The sequence below is a fragment of the Comamonas sp. B-9 genome (assembly GCF_000410635.1).
GTDB lineage: Bacteria > Pseudomonadota > Gammaproteobacteria > Burkholderiales > Burkholderiaceae_C > Comamonas.
This window is the reverse complement of the sequence record NZ_KE148593.1, coordinates 23336-44911: the sequence shown is the minus strand read 5'-3', so window position 1 is coordinate 44911 and position 21576 is coordinate 23336. Positions and strand designations below refer to the sequence as shown.

20 protein-coding genes are annotated in these 21576 nt (G+C 58.6%); 14 read left to right on the top strand and 6 right to left on the bottom strand.

Features of this window, described 5'->3' with window-relative positions; genetic code table 11:
- Positions 1 to 59 precede the first annotated feature (59 nt).
- A complete protein-coding gene (locus H928_RS0115075) occupies positions 60 to 638 on the bottom strand; it encodes a DUF4124 domain-containing protein (protein WP_021027259.1) in 579 nt (192 codons plus the stop codon).
- Positions 639 to 782: 144 nt separating this feature from the next.
- Here H928_RS0115075 and guaB point away from each other — a divergent pair, with 144 nt between their 5' ends.
- The 5 genes from guaB (at position 783) to guaA (ending at position 5526) form a co-directional block, all read left to right on the top strand.
- Entirely contained in the window at positions 783 to 2258 is a 1476-nt protein-coding gene (gene guaB / locus H928_RS0115070; protein ID WP_021027258.1) for an IMP dehydrogenase, read from the top strand.
- A gap of 61 nt (positions 2259 to 2319) precedes the next feature.
- Positions 2320 to 2778, top strand: a complete 459-nt coding sequence (locus H928_RS0115065) for a DIP1984 family protein (RefSeq protein ID WP_021027257.1) — start codon at positions 2320 to 2322, stop codon at positions 2776 to 2778.
- 384 nt (positions 2779 to 3162) lie between these two features.
- Positions 3163 to 3423, top strand: coding sequence for a type II toxin-antitoxin system Phd/YefM family antitoxin (locus H928_RS0115060; RefSeq protein ID WP_021027256.1), 261 nt, complete (start codon positions 3163 to 3165; stop codon positions 3421 to 3423).
- Positions 3420 to 3866, top strand: a complete 447-nt coding sequence (locus tag H928_RS0115055) for a type II toxin-antitoxin system VapC family toxin (protein ID WP_021027255.1) — start codon at positions 3420 to 3422, stop codon at positions 3864 to 3866. Before H928_RS0115060 ends, H928_RS0115055 begins: the two co-directional genes overlap by 4 nt.
- A 43-nt stretch (positions 3867 to 3909) precedes the next feature.
- Complete coding sequence (gene guaA, locus H928_RS0115050; protein WP_021027254.1) at positions 3910 to 5526, top strand: glutamine-hydrolyzing GMP synthase; 1617 nt, start codon at positions 3910 to 3912, stop codon at positions 5524 to 5526.
- Between the two features lie 227 nt (positions 5527 to 5753).
- On the opposite strand, the gene H928_RS0115045 is transcribed toward guaA, so the two are convergent.
- A complete protein-coding gene (locus H928_RS0115045; protein WP_021027253.1) occupies positions 5754 to 6725 on the bottom strand; it encodes an IS5 family transposase in 972 nt (323 codons plus the stop codon).
- Positions 6726 to 6763: 38 nt separating this feature from the next.
- Between H928_RS0115045 and H928_RS0115040 the strand changes: the two genes are divergently transcribed.
- Positions 6764 to 7765 (top strand): LPD38 domain-containing protein, encoded by a 1002-nt coding sequence (locus H928_RS0115040; protein WP_148293174.1) that lies wholly within the window; start codon positions 6764 to 6766, stop codon positions 7763 to 7765.
- Positions 7766 to 7928: 163 nt separating this feature from the next.
- On the opposite strand, the gene H928_RS33985 is transcribed toward H928_RS0115040, so the two are convergent.
- Complete coding sequence (locus tag H928_RS33985; protein ID WP_148293173.1) at positions 7929 to 9653, bottom strand: PQQ-binding-like beta-propeller repeat protein; 1725 nt, start codon at positions 9651 to 9653, stop codon at positions 7929 to 7931.
- 378 nt (positions 9654 to 10031) lie between these two features.
- Here H928_RS33985 and H928_RS30215 point away from each other — a divergent pair, with 378 nt between their 5' ends.
- Entirely contained in the window at positions 10032 to 10262 is a 231-nt protein-coding gene (locus H928_RS30215; RefSeq protein WP_148293172.1) for a hypothetical protein, read from the top strand.
- Between the two features lie 975 nt (positions 10263 to 11237).
- On the opposite strand, the gene H928_RS30915 is transcribed toward H928_RS30215, so the two are convergent.
- Entirely contained in the window at positions 11238 to 12239 is a 1002-nt protein-coding gene (locus H928_RS30915) for an IPTL-CTERM sorting domain-containing protein (RefSeq protein WP_084635820.1), read from the bottom strand.
- Between the two features lie 181 nt (positions 12240 to 12420).
- A complete protein-coding gene (locus tag H928_RS0115020; RefSeq protein WP_021027248.1) occupies positions 12421 to 13293 on the bottom strand; it encodes an AraC family transcriptional regulator in 873 nt (290 codons plus the stop codon).
- Positions 13294 to 13391: 98 nt separating this feature from the next.
- On the opposite strand from H928_RS0115020, the gene H928_RS0115015 reads away from it, so the two are divergent.
- From H928_RS0115015 to H928_RS0115005, 3 genes are read left to right on the top strand one after another with little or no spacing between them, the layout of a single operon-like run.
- Positions 13392 to 13919 (top strand): carboxymuconolactone decarboxylase family protein, encoded by a 528-nt coding sequence (locus tag H928_RS0115015; RefSeq protein WP_021027247.1) that lies wholly within the window; start codon positions 13392 to 13394, stop codon positions 13917 to 13919.
- A 45-nt stretch (positions 13920 to 13964) separates the two neighbouring features.
- Positions 13965 to 14234 carry a DUF2024 family protein gene (locus H928_RS0115010; protein ID WP_021027246.1) on the top strand — a complete coding sequence of 90 codons (270 nt, stop codon included), beginning with the start codon at positions 13965 to 13967 and terminating at the stop codon, positions 14232 to 14234.
- Positions 14235 to 14277: 43 nt separating this feature from the next.
- Entirely contained in the window at positions 14278 to 15093 is an 816-nt protein-coding gene (locus H928_RS0115005; protein ID WP_021027245.1) for a YggS family pyridoxal phosphate-dependent enzyme, read from the top strand.
- A gap of 633 nt (positions 15094 to 15726) precedes the next feature.
- Here the strand turns inward: H928_RS0115005 and H928_RS30210 are convergent.
- Entirely contained in the window at positions 15727 to 16323 is a 597-nt protein-coding gene (locus H928_RS30210) for a hypothetical protein (RefSeq protein ID WP_021027244.1), read from the bottom strand.
- A 321-nt stretch (positions 16324 to 16644) separates the two neighbouring features.
- Between H928_RS30210 and H928_RS30910 the strand changes: the two genes are divergently transcribed.
- The 4 genes from H928_RS30910 to H928_RS28015 form a co-directional block, all read left to right on the top strand.
- Complete coding sequence (locus tag H928_RS30910) at positions 16645 to 18471, top strand: Ig-like domain repeat protein (protein ID WP_158400543.1); 1827 nt, start codon at positions 16645 to 16647, stop codon at positions 18469 to 18471.
- 281 nt (positions 18472 to 18752) lie between these two features.
- A complete protein-coding gene (locus tag H928_RS28020) occupies positions 18753 to 19454 on the top strand; it encodes a FadR/GntR family transcriptional regulator (RefSeq protein WP_021027241.1) in 702 nt (233 codons plus the stop codon).
- Between the two features lie 136 nt (positions 19455 to 19590).
- The gene (locus tag H928_RS0114980; RefSeq protein WP_021027240.1) at positions 19591 to 20361 is read left to right on the top strand and encodes an SDR family oxidoreductase; all 771 of its coding nucleotides are present in this window, start codon (positions 19591 to 19593) and stop codon (positions 20359 to 20361) included.
- A 14-nt stretch (positions 20362 to 20375) separates the two neighbouring features.
- On the top strand, positions 20376 to 21576 hold a 1201-nt coding region (locus H928_RS28015; protein WP_239644976.1), incomplete at its 3' end, for an enolase C-terminal domain-like protein.

The window sequence follows — 21576 nt, the reverse complement described above, 5'->3', positions numbered from 1 at the left end:
CCATCGCACCATGAAAAAAGCCAAGCAGATGCTTGGCTTTTTGTCGAGTAGGGGGCTGATCAGCAGTTGTTGAAGATCACCTCATCGGTGCGCTTGATCTCGGCATCGCGCTGCTCGGCGCTTTGGAACACCATCTCGCCCTTTTCATTGGGTGCGCGCACGGCCTTGCCGGTGTCATACATCGCCTTGGCCTGCTGGGCGCGTTTGCAGTTGTCGGCCTTGGCTGCTGCTTGCTTGGCTTTTTCAGCGGCATCGGCATCGGCCTTGGCTTTGGCATCAGCTGCCTTCTTGGCTTCGAGCTCCTTGTCCTTGCCGGTAGCGGCCTTGGCAGCGGCTGCGCCGCCAGCCGGGGCGGCCCCAGCAGCGGGGGCGGGGGCTGCTGCGCCATCGCCAGACTCGCCTTCCTGAGGCGCAGGGGCGACCTCGCGCAGCGCTGGGCCCGTGCCCGAGGACTGCACGCCCTTGAGCGAGCCATAGCCCTTGGGGCGCTTGACGATGTTTTTCTCTGGCACGTCCAGCCCGGGTGGTCGGTCGCTGAAGACCTTGCGGCCATCTTTGTCGATCCACTGCCATTGGGCCATGGCGGGCGCGCCAATGCCAATGGCTACCGTGAGCAGGAGCAGCTTAATGAGTTTCATAGAAGGCGAGTGTAGCTTGCCGATTGTCAACGTCAGACAAAGTTGTTGGTTAGAGATAACAACCTGGAGTTGTGGGGCTGTCATACGGCGGCCCTGCAAGCTGCTTACAAAAGACGGTAGAATCTTTCTTTTGGAGCCTTCACAATGCGCCTGATCGGAAAAGCGCTCACCTTCGACGATGTGTTGCTGGTGCCCGCATACTCCCAAGTCCTGCCCAAGGACGTCTCTCTCGCCACCCAATTCTCCCGCAATATCCGCCTGAACCTGCCCCTGGTGTCTGCCGCCATGGACACGGTCACGGAAGCCAGACTGGCGATTGCCATCGCCCAAGAGGGCGGTATTGGTGTGATCCACAAGAACATGACCGCCGAGCAGCAAGCTGCCGAGGTCTCCAAGGTCAAGCGCCATGAATCGGGCGTCGTGCACGACCCGGTAGTGATCACGCCTGAGCACACGGTGCTGCAGATCATGCAGCTGTCCGAGGAGCGGGGCATCTCCGGCTTCCCGGTCTGCGACGGCGGCAAGGTGGTTGGCATTGTGACCAGCCGCGATCTGCGCTTTGAGACCCGCTACGACGTCAAGGCGCGCGACATCATGACGCCGCGCGACAAGCTGGTGACCGTCAATGAAAAGGACGACACCACGCCCGCTGCTGCCAAGGCTTTGCTCAACAAGCACAAGCTCGAGCGCATTCTGGTGGTGAACGATGCCTTTGAACTCAAGGGCCTGATCACCGTCAAGGACATCACCAAGCAAACCACCTTCCCCAATGCCGCACGCGACCGCGCCGGCCGTCTGCGCGTGGCAGCGGCCGTGGGCGTGGGCGCTGGTACCGAAGAGCGTGTGGACCTGCTGGTCAAGGCTGGTGTGGACGCCCTCGTGGTGGACACCGCCCACGGCCACAGCCGTGGCGTGATCGAGCGCGTGCGCTGGGTCAAGCAGAACTACCCCCAGGTCGATGTGATCGGCGGCAACATCGCCACCGGCGCAGCGGCGCTGGCGCTGGTCGAGGCCGGCGCTGATGCGGTCAAGGTCGGTATCGGCCCCGGCTCCATCTGCACCACCCGTATCGTGGCCGGTGTGGGCGTGCCCCAGATCATGGCCGTCGACAGCGTGGCCCAGGCGCTGCAAGGCACCGGCGTGCCCTTGATCGCTGACGGCGGTATCCGCTTCTCGGGCGATATCTCCAAGGCCCTGGCCGCTGGCGCATCGACCATCATGATGGGCGGCATGTTTGCCGGTACCGAAGAAGCACCCGGTGAAGTGATCCTCTACCAAGGCCGCTCGTACAAGAGCTACCGTGGCATGGGCTCGATCGGCGCGATGCAGCAAGGCTCGGCCGACCGCTACTTCCAGGAATCGAGCACCGGCAACCCCAATGCCGACAAGCTGGTGCCCGAAGGCATCGAAGGCCGCGTGCCCTACAAGGGCTCGATGGTTGCCATCGTCTACCAAATGGCCGGCGGCGTGCGTGCATCGATGGGCTACTGCGGTTGCGCATCGATTGCCGAGATGAACGAGAAGGCCGAGTTTGTGGAAATCACCGCAGCCGGTATCCGTGAGTCGCACGTGCACGATGTGCAGATCACCAAGGAAGCGCCGAACTACCGCGCTGACTGATGGTCCTGAGAATGGCTGCCGCTGGCAGCCATTTTTTTGGAACCCCTTTGAAGGAATGCCGATGAAGCTTGCCGAAGCCCTGTTGCTCAGAGCCGACCACAAGAAAAAGCTGCTCTCGCTGCGTGAGCGCATTGCCCGCAATGCCATCGTGCAAGAGGGCGAGGAGCCCAAGGAGCGGGTTGAAGACCTGCTCGCTGAGGCCACCTCGACCTTGCTGGCGCAGCAGCAGCTGGTGCGCGCCATCAACACCGCCAACGAGACGGCCCGCTTGGCCGATGGCCGTCTGCTGGCCGATATCCTGGCCGAGCGCGATACCCTCGTCGCCCAGCATTCGCTGCTGGTCGCCACCATCGCCGCCACGCACAAGGATGTGGATCGCTACAGCCAGCGCGAGATCAAATGGCTACCGCAGATCAACGTGGCCAGCTTGCAAAAGCAGGCCGATGACCTGTCGCGCCGCATCCGCGAGACCAATGTGGTGCTGCAATCGGCCAATTGGCAGGTCGATGTGGCGGCATAGGTTTTCAATGACCCAGCAGGAGATGACTGTCTAGTTTTTGGAGCGCCACGGGCGAGTGCAAAGACCCCGGCCGGGATCCAGGGGGTTGAAGATATTCTGGGTCCCATCTGGATGCGCGGAGGGCAGCGCAAACGTGCTCAATACACGGCTTACCCATCAGCCCGGAACCACGTACCCTGTACCTTTGACAGCGTATACCTCACTACCTTGCACTGACGCGGCGCTCCTCTCCCTCTTGTGACAACAGCCCATCAGGCGCTGTTGCACCACAAGCAGCCACAACCAAAACCCCTTCAATTCTGGTCTATTGGCATAAAACTGGTCTGAATGATAGAATCTGGTCTGAATTGATGTTCAGGCCAGATTTTTTTGTCACCCATTTCCATGCACAGCGTCGGTATCTACGAAGCCAAAACCCGTTTCTCTGCCCTGGTCGAGTTGGTCGAGCAGGGCGAGGAAGTGCGCATCACGCGCCACGGCAAAGAAGTGGTGCGCATGCTGCCGATGCGGCGCAAGCCGGTGATCACTGACGAGCAGATCGCCCGTGAGCTGGCGCAGATCGAGGCCTTGCAGGCCAGCATCGCGCCGCCACCCGAAGCAGATTCGGTCCCCCAGCTGCGCCGCAGCGGCAGGAGCGCTGCATGAGCGCCGCCTTCAGTGCCTTTGTGCTCGATGCCTCGGTCACCGCAGCCTGGCTGTTGCCCGAAGCGGCGAGTAGCCATACCCAGCGCCTCTATGCCCGCATTCGCCGCCATGAGGTGGACCCGCAAGCGCCCAACCTGTGGTTTTGGGAATGCAGCAACCTGGTGGCCACCGGGGCCAATAGCGGCCGAATCCCGCTGGGCAGTGTTGAAGGCCTCTGGGGCGTGCTCGATGCGATACGCCACCGGGTGGAGCTCCATGACCTGGCACCCGCCCAGCACAAGGCCGTGCTGGATGTGGCGCTTGCCACCGGCCTGCCGGTCTACGATGCCGCCTATCTGTGGCTGGCACAGTCGCTGCGCTTGCCGCTGGCCAGTTTTGATGCTGCGCAGGTGGCAGCCGCCCGCCAATGCGGAATCACCGTGCTGGCCGCCGACGATTTTTGACCCATCCACCCCTTTTTCTCCATCCAAACCCAACGATCCTGCTATGCAACACGACAAGATCCTCATCCTTGACTTTGGCTCCCAAGTCACCCAACTGATCGCCCGCCGCGTGCGCGAAGCCCATGTCTACTGCGAAGTGCATCCCTGCGATGTGAGCAGCGACTGGGTACGCGAGTTTGCCGCTGACGGCAAGCTCAAGGGCGTGATCCTGTCCGGCAGCCATGCCAGCGTCTACGAAGTGGACGACCGCGCGCCAGATGCCGTGTTCGAGCTGGGCATTCCCGTACTGGGCATCTGCTACGGCATGCAGACCATGGCCACCCAACTGGGCGGTAAGGTCGAAGGCTCCAACAGCCGCGAGTTTGGCTACGCCGAAGTGCGCGCCCATGGCCACACCGAACTGCTCAAGGGCATCGAAGACTTCGTCACCCCCGAAGGCCACGGCATGCTCAAGGTCTGGATGAGCCACGGCGACAAGGTCACCGCGCTGCCACCAGGCTTCAAGGTCATGGCCTCGACGCCATCCTGCCCGATCGCCGGCATGGCTGATGAAGCCCGCCGCTACTATGCGGTGCAGTTCCACCCCGAGGTGACGCACACCGTGCAGGGCCAGGCCTTGCTCAACCGCTTTGTGCTCGATATCTGCGCCACCCAGGCCGACTGGATCATGGGCGACTACATCGAAGAAGCCGTTGCCAAGATCCGCGAGCAAGTCGGTGACGAAGAGGTGATTTTGGGCCTATCCGGCGGTGTGGATTCGTCCGTCGCTGCCGCGCTGATCCACCGTGCCATTGGCGACCAGCTGACCTGCGTGTTTGTCGACCACGGCCTGCTGCGCCTCAACGAAGGCGACATGGTCATGGAGATGTTCGAAGGCAAGCTCCACGCCAAGGTTATCCGCGTGGATGCCTCCGACCTGTTCCTGGGCAAACTCGCTGGCGTGAGCGAGCCAGAAGCCAAGCGCAAGATCATCGGCGGCCTGTTTGTCGACGTCTTCAAGGCCGAGGCGGCCAAGCTCAAAGCAGGCGACGGCGGCCACAAGGGCGCCACCTTCCTGGCCCAGGGCACCATCTACCCCGACGTGATCGAGTCGGGCGGCGCCAAGAGCAAGAAGGCTGTCACCATCAAGAGCCACCACAACGTGGGCGGCCTGCCAGAGCAGCTGGGTCTCAAGCTGCTCGAGCCGCTGCGCGACCTGTTCAAGGACGAAGTGCGCGAGCTGGGCGTAGCCCTGGGCCTGCCGCGCGGCATGGTCTACCGCCACCCCTTCCCCGGCCCAGGCCTGGGTGTGCGTATCCTGGGTGAAGTGAAAAAGGAATACGCCGACCTGCTGCGCCGCGCCGACGCCATCTTCATCGAAGAACTGAACAACTGGGTGGACGACGCCACCGGCAAGACCTGGTACGACCTGACCAGCCAGGCCTTCACCGTCTTCCTGCCCGTCAAGAGCGTGGGCGTCATGGGCGACGGCCGCACCTACGACTACGTCGTGGCGCTGCGCGCGGTGCAGACCAGCGACTTCATGACCGCTGACTGGGCTGAGCTGCCTTATGGCCTGCTCAAGCGCGTGTCGAACCGGATCATCAATGAAGTGCGCGGGATTAACCGCGTTACTTATGATGTGTCTAGCAAGCCGCCTGCGACGATTGAGTGGGAATAAAGTTTGTAGCAAAAAAGTGAGTTAAGTTGAAGAAGTGAAAAAGAGATAAGTCAATGATTTATCTCTTTTTTAAAAAAAGAATGATCGTTATGGATCCTCTGCAAAACCGCTGAATTCAGACTGGCCAGTTAGCTCACAGCCGATTTGCCCGCTTATGCGCGGTTTTGCAGCCAAGTTTCTACCCGCATCTGCGGCTTTTTGCCCTTTTGGGCCATCTGCAGGCGCACTCAGGCCTGCATCCTCATCAACTGCCCTCGCACCAGCCACAGGTTGGCCAGCGCAAACATCGTTTGGAGCTTGTTGTCGTTCTTGGCGATGCCCCGGTAGCGCACCTTATTGAACCCAAACTGCTGCCCGGCGATGCGAAACGGGTGCTCCACCTTCGCTCGCATGCTGGCCTTGTTCTGCTCATATTTCTCTTTGAGCATCCCCAGCTGGGTTCCCAAGTCCAGCTGCTTGCGCAGGCCTTTGCGCATAGCAATGTGCCAGGTCACTTGGCTCTTTGCCGCCTCTGCGCGTTTGTCCACGCCTAGGTAGCCGCTGTCGCCCAGCGCATGTCTCTCTTGCCCGTGCAAGAGACTATGGGCATGCGATACATCGGCTTCGTTGCCTGGTGTTGAAACGACGGTGTGCACCAGGCCCGAGTTGCTATCGACACCGATATGGCACTTCATCCCAAAGTGCCACTGGTTGCCCTTCTTGCTCTGGTGCATCTCTGGGTCCCGCTCACCGCCTGCATTCTTGGTGGAGCTGGGAGCTGCAATCAGGGTGGCATCGACCACGGTGCCGTGTCTCAAGAGCAGGTTCTTGTCTGTCAGGATGGCGTTGACCAGCGCCAGGATCTGCAAGCCCAGCTGGTGAGCCTCCAAGAGGCGACGGAACCGCAAGATAGTGCTCTCATCGGGCATGGTGCTGATGCCCGGATCGAGCCTGGCAAAGCTGGCGAAGACGGGGGTGTCGTAGAGCGCTTCTTCCACTGCCGGGTCCGAGAGGTTGAACCACTGCAGCAGCAGGTGGATACGCAGCATGGACTCGACTGCAAAAGCGGGCCTGCCGGTAGCTTTGGGCGGGCTGTGTGACTCAATGAGTGTCACCAGCTCGTGCCAGGGAACGACCAAGTCCATCTCGTCCAAGAACTCACGCTTGCGCGTGCGTTTGGACTTCTTCTCGAATCCGGTAGCCAGGCTCATTTGCTTCATGTGCGGATCATCCCATGCGGTGGGGCGGGCGGGGACTTTTGCAGAGTTTCCTTAGCCGAGCGCCTAATAAGTTATCAACCTCAAGCAATCAGCCTGCAACGAATAGCAAGCTGGCTCAACTGCAGGCCAAAGCTCGTAGCCTGCTGGATCCGTCGAAGGTAGATACCTGGCTCTACCACTGGCAAGACAAGTTCATCGACCTCAAGCGCATTCAGGAGCAGATCAAGGCCTTGAATGGCACGGTGTCTGAAACCAACGATGCCTACCGGGGTGAAGAGCTGTACCACAAGCGTGTCGCAAAGCGCGCGGCGAATTTCCTGCGCGACGAGGTGCGGCCGCTCATGAAGGCCATGAATGACGCCGGCGTGGGCATCGAGGAGTTTGAGCGCTACTTGCATGCCCGGCATGCTGCCGAAGCCAATAAAGCGATGGCAAAGCGCAACCCGAGCCAGCAGGAACTGGTGGCCAAGCGTGCTACAGCGGACCAAACGGTGCCATATCGCTGGGCGGCCAGAGGTATCAATGCCGCCACGGGCGGCAGCGAATGGGAGCAGGGCGCGATCAGCCCCACGCCGGAGGCTATCCAGTACCTGGTCGAGCAGGCTTTTGGCGGCGTGCTGCGGGAAGCCAACAAGCTGGGCGCCACGGCCACGGCCGCAGCCACCGGCGAGGAGCTGGCACCGCACCAGTGGTTCCTGGCGGGCCGGGTCTACGGCAACACCACCGGCATGAACGGCCAGAGCGACACCTACTACGACAACACCAAGCGGATCAATGTGGCGTTGGCCGAAGCAAAGGCCCGGGTCGAGCGCGGTGAGAACGTGGATGCGGTCCTCAAAGAAGTGCCCCTGGCAAAGGCCGCGGGCGTAGAGAAGCTGGCGGACAAGCGTGTGGCAGAGCTGACGAAGCTTCGCCGCAAAGTGCAGGCCAGCGACTTGCCGGACAAGAAAGACCAGGTCAAGGCTATCAACAAGGAGATCGAAAGCACCATGCGCCTGCTGAATCAGGCGGTAGCCGAAGTGGTGAAGCAGCCAAGCTGACAGGCTAAAGGTCTAAGTCCTCTTTAACCCATGCCTTGACTTCAAGGCATGGGATTTTCGCACTCTGTGAATATTGAGAGCGGCCTGAATGTTGTCAATTGCTCAGGCTCGCAAAGCAACACGCAATTATTTATTGGCGCCGTTTTGGAATGGAATAATGCACTTAATGTAAATTAAAAGCCATTATTCCAGAGCTTTGGTCGGCGTAATTTTTGTCGTCCATGCGTCCGGGAGTGTAAAGGACGCCGTTCTTCGAAACTGCGATATTTCCAATAGATGAGGAGTCTCCCATGCGATGGCGCCACACTGTCTTATTTGTTGTTAGGTCAATTGCATACAAATAATAAGAAAGGCGAATAAAAATTATATTTTTAAATAATATTAAGTTTGAGCCGATGTAATCTGGGTAGTTAGATGAAAAAGCCACGTCATCACTTGGAAAATCCCACTTCCATGCGATTGATCCATCGCTTAAATTGCGAGCCTCAATCCCGTTGTCTCCCACGCTATACATCATAGAGCCGTTGCAAGCCAATGTTCTTGAAGTTTCATTCTTGCTTAGCATGTATTCGTGCTTGACTTTACCTTCCGTAGGGTTGACTACTTTCAAATACGGTGGGTTGGATACTACTACATTATTTGCATCACATACCGTTGTAGTGTCCGCTGTCGAGCTAGAACCTACATCTATCGAGGATTTCAAATGGCCGGAAATTTTATCAACAATCGACAAGGTTGATTTGTAATCACCAAAAGAAATTGTGTTGTAGTATAAAAATTTTGAATCTACAGCTGGCAAGCCTGCTTGGGTATATAAGCTGGTTGAAATGACACTCCACTTTGTAGTGAAATCATTTTCATTTATTTTTTCTGTTAGATGATTGGCCGAGTCTCTTTTGTAAATAGACTTGTCTTCATAGAGTCCAATCTCACTCGATTCGTAATACTTGGAGCCATAGTTGCGAACTTCTCGAGTTGTCAAATCGCGAGCCGCAAGGCGATATTTAGGCGTCCCTTCACTCCACTCAGGCTTCATATAATAAAAGACATTGTCGCCTATAACAATTTTTTCCAAGCCTGGCTCCAGATTTTGATTCCAAATCAGTTGACCGTTGCTTTCGTCTAAAGCATTGAGGGTTGTAGGATTCTGATCCGGATAGCGCGGTATAGAATTGTTCATGGCATTTGTATAGAAGATGCCATTTTTAACCCACATATCTGATCTTGAAGTCCCATAATTAGTATTGTAGGAGTAGAAAAAACGCAGATTAATGTTTTGGGGGTTTATTTCTGTGGGTATATAAGAATTGTGCGATACATTACCTTGCTCTGAGGTCCAGTCTGATGCTTCCGGTAGCGTCTTAAGTGGGGTTAAGTTTAACCGTGCTCGAATGTTAAATGAGTATGGTAATACCCAAGATTTTTCTGAATATGGCTCTTTGCAAATGCGTGGATCATCTTTGCATAGGCTAATAAACATATTCCCTTCATAAATCTTTGTTTCAAGATTTGGTTTTAATTCTAACTTGGCAATTACGCTATTGCGCGTGTCAGCTTCTATATTTACGTAAGGGTATAAAATTCCTTGGGAGTCGGTAACTCTAAAGTTAAATGGTTCGTCTTTTGAATTTAGTATTTCGGTACCAAGAGTAACCTTCACGTAAGATATCATTCGGTCTTCTGCATACATGTCTTGGACGACTTTGGCAGGCTGAAACAATAGTCCGGAAGAATTTTCAGGAGAAGGAGAAGGAGAAGGAGAAGGACCGGGACCGGGAGCGGGAGCGGGAGGCGGTGTAGGAGCTGGCTCAGGCGTATCGTTCGAGCTTCCACCGCCACCGCATGCGGTTAAGCTAAGAAAAAGGGCTGTGATAATGTAATTTTTCATTTTCGTGTCAGTTTTAGGTTTAAGTAATTATTCTGAAATTGGCCAATTTAAATGCTGCTTGTGAATTATTGCAATTTCATATATTAGTTGTGTTTGGATATAGTTATTAATTTATGTACGAGACAACTTTAATAAGGCTTGATAAACAAATATGTTTCGCTTAATGTAAAAATATACATGCGCTAACATATGATGTAATTAGAAGGCAAACTTGATAGTTTGTCGCTATTTTTTTAATGAAAGTTGTTTGGACGCGACATCGCGATTCGGTGACAGGTAGGATGGGATCTTGCTGGAATAGTGAACATCCGGAATGCTCTCTCAACCTGCTGGCCGATACTCATTCCCAATAAGGATGATCACCCGTTGATGAACTGTGTGAACAAGCAAGACCCGAAGCTCGCTGCTGACAAGCAGGACAAGCGTAGCGTGATACTTATCGAACTGGCAGATGTAGATCAGTGGCTGGAAGGATCTATCAAGGACGCTCAGGCGCTGCTGAAGCTTGCGCCATGCGGGACCGACCTAACCCTCGACATCCTCCGCAATCCACTGGTGGATTGTCTCGTATGCCCGCCCTGGCATGTCAAGCAGGGTGAGGCCGGTTAGCCTGCAGGTACTCATAGAACAGATGGATCTGTTTGCCCATATCGCAATACGGGAACCAGCCGTCACTCAGGTCGCGCATATTCTGGCGCCATGCGCGCCAAAGACCAATGACAACACCGCGGCGTTCAGAAAGGGACATCGGGCCCCAAGCTTTCATAAAGAGCCACAGCATCAGAAGACAGTGGCGTGCTTTGCAAGATCATAGTGCCCAAGACAGGCATAGCCTCTGGGAAGTCTGGCTTGATGCCATCCCATCGCTCATGCTCGGTGGTCTGCAGCCACCCCTGGCCGTTCTTGATGTGCCAGCGCCAGTATCTTGATTGATCCATAGATACTTCCAAAAGACTGTATATTTATACAGTAAATGGAGCGAGCAATGGAAGCAGTCAGGAAATTTGAGCCGGCAGATCTGCCTGGCTGGATAGGGAGTACGCGAAGGTGAAGCGGCCGCCCTATGCGAATGACAGACCGAGGTAGGGGAGCAGCCGCAAGTGTGCAAATGAAATGCGCGGATTGGGCAAGGAAGGCAAGAATAATTGCATCAGCGCCAGTCGCTCAAGCCAGTTCAGAACATCGCTGCAAGGAGACGGGGCGCGGCCGATGAGATGCACACGGTCGCGCCAATTGTTAGGGCGGTGAGTGTGGATAGTTCAGGTGCAGTTTTTCAGGGTAGCATCCAGCAGCGCACTCACTCCGCGCAAAAAATTCCTATCTTTTCTGGAGATGGTATTTTTGCTGGTACTTCCTGAGCCTATCACCCCGAAGGCCGCATGGATGCTAGCTCTCTAGCCGCTATTTATATTTGAATGGGAGTGAGCTGGCTCTAGAAAGTAGCCAGAACTAGCTTGAAGGCATTCCATGCTGAGCCCGCTGTATAGCGGGCTTTTTTGCGCCCTTCAGGCATCTAGGTCTGTCAGTTGCAGCTGGGTAGCAAGGCCAGTAGCCAGGGCATCTGCGGGCGCATTCTCAGCCAGATTAATACTGACGGCGGCGCGTCCAACCAAAGTGCGCAAGCAGGGACGAAAGAGCAACGGTAGCCCAGATACCGAGGGTTGGCACCGGTGTGGGAGCTGCAGTTGCTTGCACCGCTGTGATTTCTATCGTGAACGACTTGGTATCGCTGAGCGACGTGGGGCTACTGGCATCCGTTGCGGAAATATCCACCGTGAATGTACCGCTCTGTGTAGGTTTGCCAGATAAGACGCCGGTTACCGGGTCAAGAAGAAGTCCAGCAGGAAGATTGTTTGCGCTCCAAGTCAACGGAGCGAGTCCGCCAGTTGCTTCTACCGTAAATGGTAAATAGTCTTTGCCCTGCATTCCTGCTGGCAGACTTGCAGTGGCGATAGAAACCGGCGGAATCACCTGGGCTGCAGTGCCAGCAGTTAAATCATCAAAGCCAAAGACATCCGTTGCATTACTGTTATTAAAAACAACAGAGACAAATGGATTGTCCATATCTATGAGGCCATAATAAAATACTGAGCCATCTGCGGCGGGATTGCTGTGTGGAACGGCAACTGTACTGGATGTGCCATCTGAATAGGTGATGCTCAACTGTCCGCCAAAATCGGATATGTCTGTCGCATAGAATCCAAAAGCGGTCTGTGGCAATGAGAAGCTAATGGTGAAGTTGGTGCTGGTCTCTATAAAGTTGGAGCCGGACGTAGCAAATCTGCCATTTCCCAAAAAGTTGGTAACCGTTGCTGATCCGGAAAGAGTTGCGGTTCCAGATGCACCCATGTTCACAGAAAATGGTGTCGGCGTGCCTGCACTGATCGCATCAAAATTCTCAGTATTTGCGCCATTCAGTCGCGCAATAAATGCATCCCGCGCGGCATCGGATTGGGGTCTGGGTGCGCTGGCAGATCCATTAACAGCATCCTCTCCGAAAAATGTCTCTACGGCAGCATTGGCCAAGCCTGCTGATGCCAGCCCTGCAGAAAGAATACCGATCCTGAGAGTATGAAGAACGCGCATTGTCTAGCCTCTTATATAAAAAATAACATTTGATATAAGAGTTCTTTTACGTGCAATCCCCAAAATTAGTGATTTTCACAGTGAAAGGTTGGTGGGAAAATATTCCATGGAGTTGCCCTTGGTTCATTAGATCCATAAAACATATGTCTCCGAGCGTCAATGTGCGGAGCCGAGGTGCAGCTTAAGGATGGGCTTGAACCAGCGTCGCCAACCACTCCCTCGGTGACACCCCCACCTTCCCTGCAAACGCCCGCGACAAGGCGGAAGGATTTGCATACCCCAGCTCCTCCGCCAGCACCTTGATCGAGCGCCTCTCGCGCAGCCCGTTCTGCGCCAGGGCTACGCGCCAACCTGTCAAATAATCGGCCGGCGTTTGCCCCACCAGATCGCGAAAGGTATTGGCAAAGGCGGTACGCGACATCCCCGCTTGCGCTGCCATGCGCTCCAGCGTCCAGGCGTCGCCCGGGGCGTCGTGCATGGCGACCAGGGCGCGGGCCAGGCGTGGGTCGGACATGCCATTGACCACGCCAGGGCGGACGCCCGCGTCCTGCGGGTGGTCCAGCAGCCAGCGCAGCAGCTGGATCACGACGACTTCAAACAAGCGATCGACCAGCAGGCGCTGGCCGCAGCGTAACTGGTCGGTTTCGGACAGCAGCAGTTGCAGTGCCATGTCCATGCCAGGCACCTGGGCCAGCGGCAAGGCCACCAAGGGTGGCAGGGATCGGGCCAGCGGATTGGTGGCGCCGCCTTCGAACACCAGGCGCGCGCAGCTGAAGTCGGCGCCTTCTTGCGGTGGGTTGTGAAAGCGGTGGGTGAACGGGGCAGGGTAGAGCAGTACGGTGGGCTCTTCAAAGCGCAGCGATTGCGGCACATCGCGGGCGCCAGGGTGGCTCACCTCCAGCTCGCCACGGCGCAGCACATGCAGGTAACCAAAGCCGTCACAGGCATCAAAGTGGGTCAGACCGCAGAGCGCGCCGGAATGGTGCAACTGCGCCTTGACGCGGAAGCGCTCCAGGATGCTGGAGAGACGGTCGATAGAGGCTGTGGGCTGCATGATGTACGAATTGGTGCTATTTATGAATTAATTAGTCCAAATTATACATTTGGGACACGCATACTCGCTCTGCGTTGCAACCCCTTCAGGAGTCTTTCATGTCCCGTGTTTCTACCGACAACACCCCCGCCGCCAGCCAAGCCGTGATGGCGCAGATCCAGAGCGCCTTTGGTGCCACGCCCCATATGTTCAAGGCGGTCGCCAACTCTCCCGCCGCGCTGCACAGCATGTGGGCCGCCTTTGGCGCACTGGGCAAAGGCAGCATTGGTGCGAAGCTTGGCGAGCAACTGGCCGTAGCCATTGCCAACTACAACCGCTGCGAATACTGCCTGGCCGCCCACACGGTGCTGGGCCAAAAGGCCGGTGCCAGCCTGGCCGATATGTCGGCCGCCCAGATTGGCCAATCGGGTGATGCCAAAACCGCAGCCGCCTTGGCGTTTGCGTTGAAGGTGGTGGCGCAGCGTGCGCAGATCAGCAATGCCGACATTGCCAGCCTGCGCCAGGTCGGTTTTGGTGACGAGCAGGTCGTTGAGATCATCGCGCATGTGGCTTTGAACCTGTTCACCAACTACATCAATGTTGCCTTGGATGTGCCAGTGGATTTTCCGAAAGTCGCACTGAAGTGAGTCCGACACCTGCGCTGCCCATCGACCTGTTGCAAGAGGTACTGAATGAAGATCGCTGTGTTTGACACCTATGTGCTGCGACCCGACGGACGCAGCATGCATTTCGATATCCTCGTGCGCGACCAGGAGCCCGATAAGGGGATCGATACCGTGCTCGCGCATGGCCGCCGCTATCTGGCCGCCAAGCGGCTGCCGGCTGAATCGTTGACAGCGCAAGAATGCCGCTTTTGCCATGTCCAGGCGGCTGCGCCAGCGGTGGAGCAAGAGATCGCGCGCAGCGGCTTTGCCATCATCGAGCTGCAGCATTGCGATTGATGCACCGGCAGATTCGCACCTGCGCACCAGAGAAAGCATCGGCATGAAAGCACACAGTCAGTGGACCACCGCGACCCGGCATGACCAGCATGGCCGCTGGCCACAGGCCGAATCCGTCGATGACTTTCGGCACAACCTGGCCATCGTCCAGGCCCGTATCGCGGCGGCCTGCCAGCGGGTGGGGCGCGACCCGGCGGCAGTGCGCCTGTTGCCTGTGAGCAAAACCAAGCCCGAGTCCAGCCTGCGCCTGGCCTATGCCGCCGGCTGCCGCATGCTGGGTGAGAACAAGCCGCAAGAGGCCTATGGCAAATGGCAGGCAATGCAGGATTTGCCCGATCTGCAGTGGTCGGTCATCGGTCACCTGCAAACCAACAAGGCCAAGCTGGTGGCGCGCTTTGCGACCGAGTTCCAGTCGCTGGACAGCCTGCGTGTGGCCGAGGCGCTGGAGCGGCGCCTGCAGGTGGAAGGGCGCAGCTTGGATGTCTTTGTGCAAATCAACACCTCGGGCGAGGCGAGCAAGTATGGCCTGCCGCCTGAGGAAGCGGCGGCTTTCATCAAAGCGCTGCCCGCGTTCTCTGCGCTGCGTGTGCGCGGGCTGATGACCTTGGCGCTTTTTTCTGCCGAGGCGGCGCAGGTGCGCCAGTGCTTTGTGCGCCTGCGTGGCTTGCGTGATCAGCTGCGGCAGGACGCGCCGGCTGGTATCAGCCTGGATGGGCTGTCGATGGGCATGTCGGGGGACTACGAGATGGCGGTGGAGGAGGGGGCCACCGTTGTGCGCGTGGGGCAGGCGATTTTTGGCGCCAGGGCTATGCCGGACGGCCATTATTGGCCGGTGGCTGGCGAGTGCGCTGCCACTTGATGCCAAGTAACTTCTGTGCAGTGATGGCCGGAATTTCAGCGCGGCTAGGCGGCCTTTCAGCGGGGTCAGCGTTGAAGTTCCCTCCGGAGAACCCGATGCAGCACAGATCGGTATGGTGTCCACGCTGATGTCGAGCATGGCTAGCGCGGCAATGCTTATTCGTTGAATTTTCAGTGATATCGATAGCTATTAACTATTTTATTCCAGGTACTGGTACTCCTGGCTGAAATACATGCTTGACTACATAAATATCACTATTTTTGGGGATGGTAAAAATAGTAAATACCCACTAAATTACGCGCACGTCAATATGCAACAAAATGATGCGTGCGCAACATTTTGCTATGTGACGATTCTTTAACCGCAAGGTCTCCCATGCGCATACCCAATGTATTACGCGATGCATCTGCAGCGAAACGCAGTGCTCCCCCTATGTCCCAGAGGGGCCTGCAAAGAGGTGCTTCATGGCTTCTCGGTCTTGCTGCTTTGCTGGGTGTCGCATCGGCCAGCGCACAGAGCTGCGCAGTAGGTGAGACGCCTGCGGCCTTCGGCTTCACGGGCGGAGAGCAGACTGTCACAGTGCCTGCCGGTGTCTTTAGCCTCACGGCCTACCTCAGCGGAGCGCAGGGCGGCTCAGGCCGTAGCGGAGCGGGCAGTATTGGTGGCAGCCCCAATTCGCCCGGTGGCAGTGGCGGACTTGGCGGGCGTGTGCGAGGCACCGTGGCCGTTACTCCCGGTGCCACCTTGTCCGTCTGGGTCGGTGGGCAGGGATCGCAGGCTGTCAACCCTGGCGGCCTTGGCCAGGGTGCTGATGGTATTGGCGGTGGGGCGACAGACCTTCGCATAGGCGGCAATGGCATCGGCAACCGGGTTGCCATAGCAGGCGGAGGCGGTGGTGGCGGCAATGCGGGCTGGAGCACCGCCAATGTCATTGCCGGTGGCAGCGGCGGTGTGGGTGGAGGTGGAACTGGCGGCGCAGGTGCCACGGTACCTGGTGGCCCAGGCCCCTTTGGCGGTGGGGGCGGCACGGTAGGTACCGGTGGCGCTCGCGGTGGAGGGTGTGGAACCTTCCCCGCTACGCCTGGCAACGCCAGCAATGGCGATGGCGGTGACTCTTTCAACTTTTCTGGTTCGTTCAGCGGCGCCGGGTTTGGCGGCGGTGGCGGTGGCGGTGCCACTGTAGGTGCAGGCGGTGGCGGCGCGGGTGTTGGTACCACAGCTTGCCAGCAAAACTGGAATGGTGGTGGCGGCGGCGGTGCCGGTGGCTCCTCCGGGGCAACCGGTATGTCGGCAGTCACCATCAACAATGGCGTGCAGGCTGGAAATGGCGCAGCACTTCTTTGTTTTGCGCCAAGTACATTCTCTGTGGGCGGAGTTGCTTCAGGGCAGACTGCCAGCGTCACATTGCAGCTCAATGCAACCAATCCTGTCAGTTCCCAGCAAGTCGTGGTGTCGCAAGCCGCTAGCAGCTACAACTTTGCCACGCGGCTTCCACAAGGTGCCAACTGGAATATCAGTGTTTCAAGTGCGCCTTCGGGGCAGCTGTGCAGCGTGGCCAATGCATCCGGTGCTGCGATCAGCAGCAATGTGGTCAACGCCAATCTGAGCTGTGTGACCGTAGCCGTCGGCGTCAATCCGGTCACCTTGCCCAACGGCGCGTTCAATGGTGCGTACTCGCAGACCTTGACGGCAACGAGCGCTAATGGTGGCACTGGCCCCTACACCTTCTCGGTAACGGCAGGCACAACGCCCACTGGGCTGACGCTCTCTCCTGCAGGCGTACTGTCCGGTACAGCAACAGCGGCAGGTTCGTTTAACTTCACGGTGCAAGCGACGTCCAGCAACGGCTTCAGTGGTTCACGGGCTTACACCGTTGCCATCGCACAAGGCAGTCAGGCCATCAGCGGCTTTGCGGCAACCCCCGGCAGCCCTGTTTATGCCCCAGGCGGCACATTTACCGTCACGGCCACTGGCGGTGGCTCCGGCAACCCGGTGGTATACAGCTCGACGACGCCAGGTGTATGCACCGTTGCAGGCAGCACCGTCACTATGGCTGCCAGCGGCGTTTGCGCGCTGCAGGCCAACCAGGCGGGTAATGCCAACTACAGCGTGGCCAGCCAGGCCGCATTGAATGTCACCATCGGCAAAGCCGCGCAAGCTATTTCCGCCTTTATTGCGACCCCTGCCAGCCCGGCGTACAGCGCCGGTGGTTCGTTCTCGGTGGCGGCCACTGGCGGCGCCTCTGGGCTGCCTGTGGTTTTCAGCGTGGCAGCGTCCAGCAGTGCAGTGTGTTCGATCAGCGGCAACACCGTCTCCATCTTGGGTAGTGGGGTCTGTGCTTTGTTGGCCAACCAGGCCGGCAATACCAATTACAACGCTGCCACTGAGGCAACTTTGAATGTCACCATCACCAAAGCTGCACAAGTGATTTCCGCGATCGATGTGACTCCCGCTGTTCCGGCCTATAGTGAGAACGGCACCTTCACGGTGGCGGCTACCGGTGGTGCCTCGGGCCTGCCGGTGACCTTCAGTGTTGCGCCGGCCAGTGCTGCGATCTGCTCGTCGGGCGGGGCCAATGGCTCGGTCATCACCATGGTCGCTGCGGGGGTCTGCACAGTCCAGGCGGACCAAGCTGGCAATGACAACTACTTGGCCGCCCCGCAAATACAGCGGAATGTGACCGTTGGCAAGGGTGCACAGGTGATTAGCTTTAGCTCCAGCGTCCCTGCGACACCCAAGGTTGGTGGTACCTACATGGTGACAGCCACCGGAGGTCAATCCGGCAATGCGGTGACTTTCGCGATTGACGCTGCAAGTGCTTCTGTCTGTAGCGTGACTGCGGCTGTGGTGGAGTTCAACGGCGTGGGTAGCTGCGTGATCAATGCCAACCAGTTGGGCAATGCCAATTTTGATGCGGCTGAGCAGGTGCAGCAGACCATTGCAGTGGGCCAAGGGGGCTCGTCGATCACGGTCTCGTCCAGCCTTAATCCCTCGCAGCCTGGTCAGAACGTGACCTTTAGCGTAGCGGTAGCCTTTGATGCTGCCAAGCGTGCTGCGCTGCAGACCAAGGCAGCGCCTGTGCCCACGGGCAGCTTGGAGGTGTTTGACGGCGCGACTTCGCTCGGCGTTGCCCCCTTGGTGGATGGCGCAGCCAGCCTGACCACGAACAAGCTGTACGCGTTGGGAGCGCATGAGATCGTGGCGCGGTACAGCGGTGATGCGAATTACCCGGCAGAGGACAGCCCGGTCTTTGTGCAGACGGTCGTCGCGCCTACGCCGGTGCCGAGCGTCAGCGCATGGGGCATCTTGCTGGTCTCCGGCCTGCTGGCGGCGATGGGCATGTTTGGTGTGGCAGGCAAGTGCCGCCGTCGCGGATAGCGGCTCGGGCTGTCGCCCTCACAAGCCGCCTTCGGGCGGCTTTTTGCTGGGTAACGCTGGTGTCGGTTCATCACGGCACGAAAGCGATGGCGTACACATGCAAGCGGCGGTTCGCATGCAACGTGCTCGCGTGTCGCGTCTGCAAAGGCGAGTCCCGTGCTTGGGCGCAGAAGGCGGGCATGATCAGCCGCAGGGCGTGGTCAGCACTCGAAGTCCGCAGACGCTGGCCCCTATCCGTTTTCTTTTGTATGATGAATGACTCTATACCACCACCGATTGCCATGTCCTTATCCTCACAGCCCGGCAGCAGTCTGCACCACCAGGTGATGGACAGCCTGGGGCGGCTGATTGCCAGTCCCGAGTACGGGCCTGGCGCAACCTTGCCCAATGAGGAGGAGCTGTGCGAGCGGCTGGGGGTTAGCCGAACCGCAGTGCGCGAGGCGATCAAGGCGTTGAGCGCCAAGGGCATGCTGGAGGCGCGGCCCCGCACCGGTACGCGCGTGCGGCCGCAGGAGCAGTGGAGTCTGTTTGATGCCGATGTGCTCGGCTGGCTTTGCAGCCAGGGGGTGGACCAGGCGCTGGGCCGGCACCTGATGGTGATGCGCGGCATTCTTGAGCCGGCGGCCGCCTCGCTGGCAGCGCGCATGCACACCGATGCGCAACTGCAGGCGCTGCAGCAGGCCTTTGCGGCGATGGAGGCCGCGACATCAATTGATGAATGGGTGGTCGCCGACCTGGCCTACCACCAGAGCATCTTGCAGGCCACCGGCAACCCCTTGCTGATCTCGCTGGGCGGTATTGTGGCCTCGGCGCTGGAGTCTTTGCTTACTGTCAATGCCCAGCAGGCCGGACAGTTCAACGATGGCCTGCTGATGCACGGCAAGGTGCTGGCCGCCATTGAGCGGCGCAGTGCCGACGATGCGCAGCTGTGGATGCGGGCGCTGCTGGCTGACACGATTGCCCGCTGGGGGGCGCCCGCCTAAAAGCCTGCATATCCAGGTTTCGCGCGGCTGTCGCGCAAAGCGCAAGGGCGGTAAATTCCTAGGGTTTGCTCTGATTTAATCATCATACAAATAAACCGATGATGGCGACTTCTGAAATTCTCAAGGTCGCCATTCCATGTCTCGTTCCCTGTTTGATCTGTCGGGCCGTACGGCGCTGATTACCGGCTCCTCGCGCGGCATTGGGCTGGCGCTGGCCCAGGGCCTGGCGGAATCGGGGGCAACGGTGGTGGTCAACAGCCGCCAGCAGGCAGCGGTGGATGCGGCCGTGGCGCAGTTGCAGGGCATGGGCCTCAAAGCCCAAGGGGCGGCCTTTGATGTGGCCGACCAGGCGGCGGTCGAAGCTGCCTTTGCGGCATTCGATGCCCAGGGCCTGGCCATCGATATCGTTGTCAACAATGCCGGCATCCAGCACCGCGAGCCCTTGCTTGATGTGTCGCTGGAAGACTGGAACCGGGTCATCAACACCAACCTGACGGCGGCCTTTGTCGTGGGCCGCACGGCAGCGCGCCGCATGATCGAGCGCGGCACCGGCGGCAAGATCATCAATATCGGATCGCTGACCAGCGAGGCGGCCCGTGCCACGGTGGCGCCCTACACGGTGGCCAAGGGCGGCATCAAGATGCTCTCCAAGGCGATGGCGGCCGAGTGGGCCATGCATGGCATCCAGGCCAACTCCATCGGCCCGGGCTACATCCTCACCGACATGAACGAGGCGCTGGTCAACAACGTCGCGTTCGATGCCTGGGTCAAGGCCAGCAACCCCACGCAGCGCTGGGGCCGGCCCGATGAGCTGGTGGGCACTGCCATCTACCTGGCCTCGGGCGCATCCAACTATGTCAACGGCCAGATCATCTATGTGGATGGCGGCTGGCTGGCGGTGCTGTAAGCGGGCGCACTAGCATGGCTACCTTGATTACCGACGTCAAAGTCATCGCGACGGCGCCCGAAGGCATCAACCTCTTGGTCGTCAAGATCGAGACCAACCAGCCTGGCCTCTACGGCCTGGGCTGCGCCACCTTTGCCTACCGCCATCTGGCCGTGCAGTGCCTGGTCGAGCAGTACCTGCGCCCGCTGCTGATCGGCCGCGATGCCAGCCAGATTGAAGAGCTGTGGCAGCTGATGCACCAGAACGCCTACTGGCGCAACGGCCCCATCGAGAACAATGCGATCTCAGGCGTGGACATGGCGCTGTGGGACCTCAAGGGCAAGCAGGCCGGCATGCCGCTGTACCAGCTGCTGGGCGGCAAGCTGCGTGAGGGCGTGCCCATCTACCGCCATGCCGATGGGCGGGATCTGCAAGAGCTCTGCGACAACATCCAGAAGTACCGCGAGCAGGGCATCACCCATATCCGTTGCCAAAGTGGCGGCTATGGTGGTGGCGGCTTTGGCGCAGCGCCCGGCACGGCGCCCCGGGGTGCCGCTGACGGCATCTACCTCGATGCGCGCAAGTACATGCGCGAGACGCTCAAGATGTTTGACGCCATCCGCAGCCGCATCGGCTTTGAGGTGGAGCTGTGCCATGACGTGCACGAGCGCTTGAAACCCGCCGATGCGATCCGCTTTGCGCAGGCGCTGGAGCCCTATGAGCTGTTCTTTCTGGAAGACGCGATTGCGCTGGAAGAGGGCGACTGGCTGCGCCAGCTGCGCGACAAGACCAATGTGCCGCTGGCCCAGGGCGAGCTGTTCAACCACCCCTTTGAGTGGCGTGGCATCATCGCCGAGCGGCTGATTGACTTTATCCGCGTGCACCTGAGCCAGGTGGGGGGCATCACCCCCGCGCGCAAGCTGCAGCTGTTTGCCGAGCAGTACGGTGTGCGCACGGCCTGGCATGGCCCGGGCGATATGTCGCCGCTGGCGCATGCGGCCAATATCCATATCGACCTGGCCTCGCGCAATTTTGGCGTGCAGGAGTGGTCGGGCACCGAGCCACCCAATTTTGTGATCCAGGAGCTCAAGGGCCCGCGCGACGCGCTACTGGCCGTGTTCCCTGGTTTGCCCACATTCCGCAATGGCTATGTCTACGCCAATGAGCAACCCGGCCTGGGTGTGGACATTGACGAGCGCGAAGCGGCCAAGTACCCCTGCAGCAGCGCAGTGACCA

Excerpts from the sequence above, each read along its gene's own strand:
- H928_RS0115075 (WP_021027259.1), bottom strand. The coding sequence starts at position 638 with ATGAAACTCATTAAGCTGCTCCTGCTCACGGTAGCCATTGGCATTGGC.
- guaB (WP_021027258.1), top strand. The coding sequence starts at position 783 with ATGCGCCTGATCGGAAAAGCGCTCACCTTCGACGATGTGTTGCTGGTG.
- H928_RS0115065 (WP_021027257.1), top strand. The coding sequence starts at position 2,320 with ATGAAGCTTGCCGAAGCCCTGTTGCTCAGAGCCGACCACAAGAAAAAG.
- H928_RS0115060 (WP_021027256.1), top strand. The coding sequence starts at position 3,163 with ATGCACAGCGTCGGTATCTACGAAGCCAAAACCCGTTTCTCTGCCCTG.
- H928_RS0115055 (WP_021027255.1), top strand. The coding sequence starts at position 3,420 with ATGAGCGCCGCCTTCAGTGCCTTTGTGCTCGATGCCTCGGTCACCGCA.
- guaA (WP_021027254.1), top strand. The coding sequence starts at position 3,910 with ATGCAACACGACAAGATCCTCATCCTTGACTTTGGCTCCCAAGTCACC.
- H928_RS0115045 (WP_021027253.1), bottom strand. The coding sequence starts at position 6,725 with ATGAAGCAAATGAGCCTGGCTACCGGATTCGAGAAGAAGTCCAAACGC.
- H928_RS33985 (WP_148293173.1), bottom strand. The coding sequence starts at position 9,653 with ATGAAAAATTACATTATCACAGCCCTTTTTCTTAGCTTAACCGCATGC.
- H928_RS30915 (WP_084635820.1), bottom strand. The coding sequence starts at position 12,239 with ATGCGCGTTCTTCATACTCTCAGGATCGGTATTCTTTCTGCAGGGCTG.
- H928_RS0115020 (WP_021027248.1), bottom strand. The coding sequence starts at position 13,293 with ATGCAGCCCACAGCCTCTATCGACCGTCTCTCCAGCATCCTGGAGCGC.
- H928_RS0115015 (WP_021027247.1), top strand. The coding sequence starts at position 13,392 with ATGTCCCGTGTTTCTACCGACAACACCCCCGCCGCCAGCCAAGCCGTG.
- H928_RS0115010 (WP_021027246.1), top strand. The coding sequence starts at position 13,965 with ATGAAGATCGCTGTGTTTGACACCTATGTGCTGCGACCCGACGGACGC.
- H928_RS0115005 (WP_021027245.1), top strand. The coding sequence starts at position 14,278 with ATGAAAGCACACAGTCAGTGGACCACCGCGACCCGGCATGACCAGCAT.
- H928_RS28020 (WP_021027241.1), top strand. The coding sequence starts at position 18,753 with ATGTCCTTATCCTCACAGCCCGGCAGCAGTCTGCACCACCAGGTGATG.
- H928_RS0114980 (WP_021027240.1), top strand. The coding sequence starts at position 19,591 with ATGTCTCGTTCCCTGTTTGATCTGTCGGGCCGTACGGCGCTGATTACC.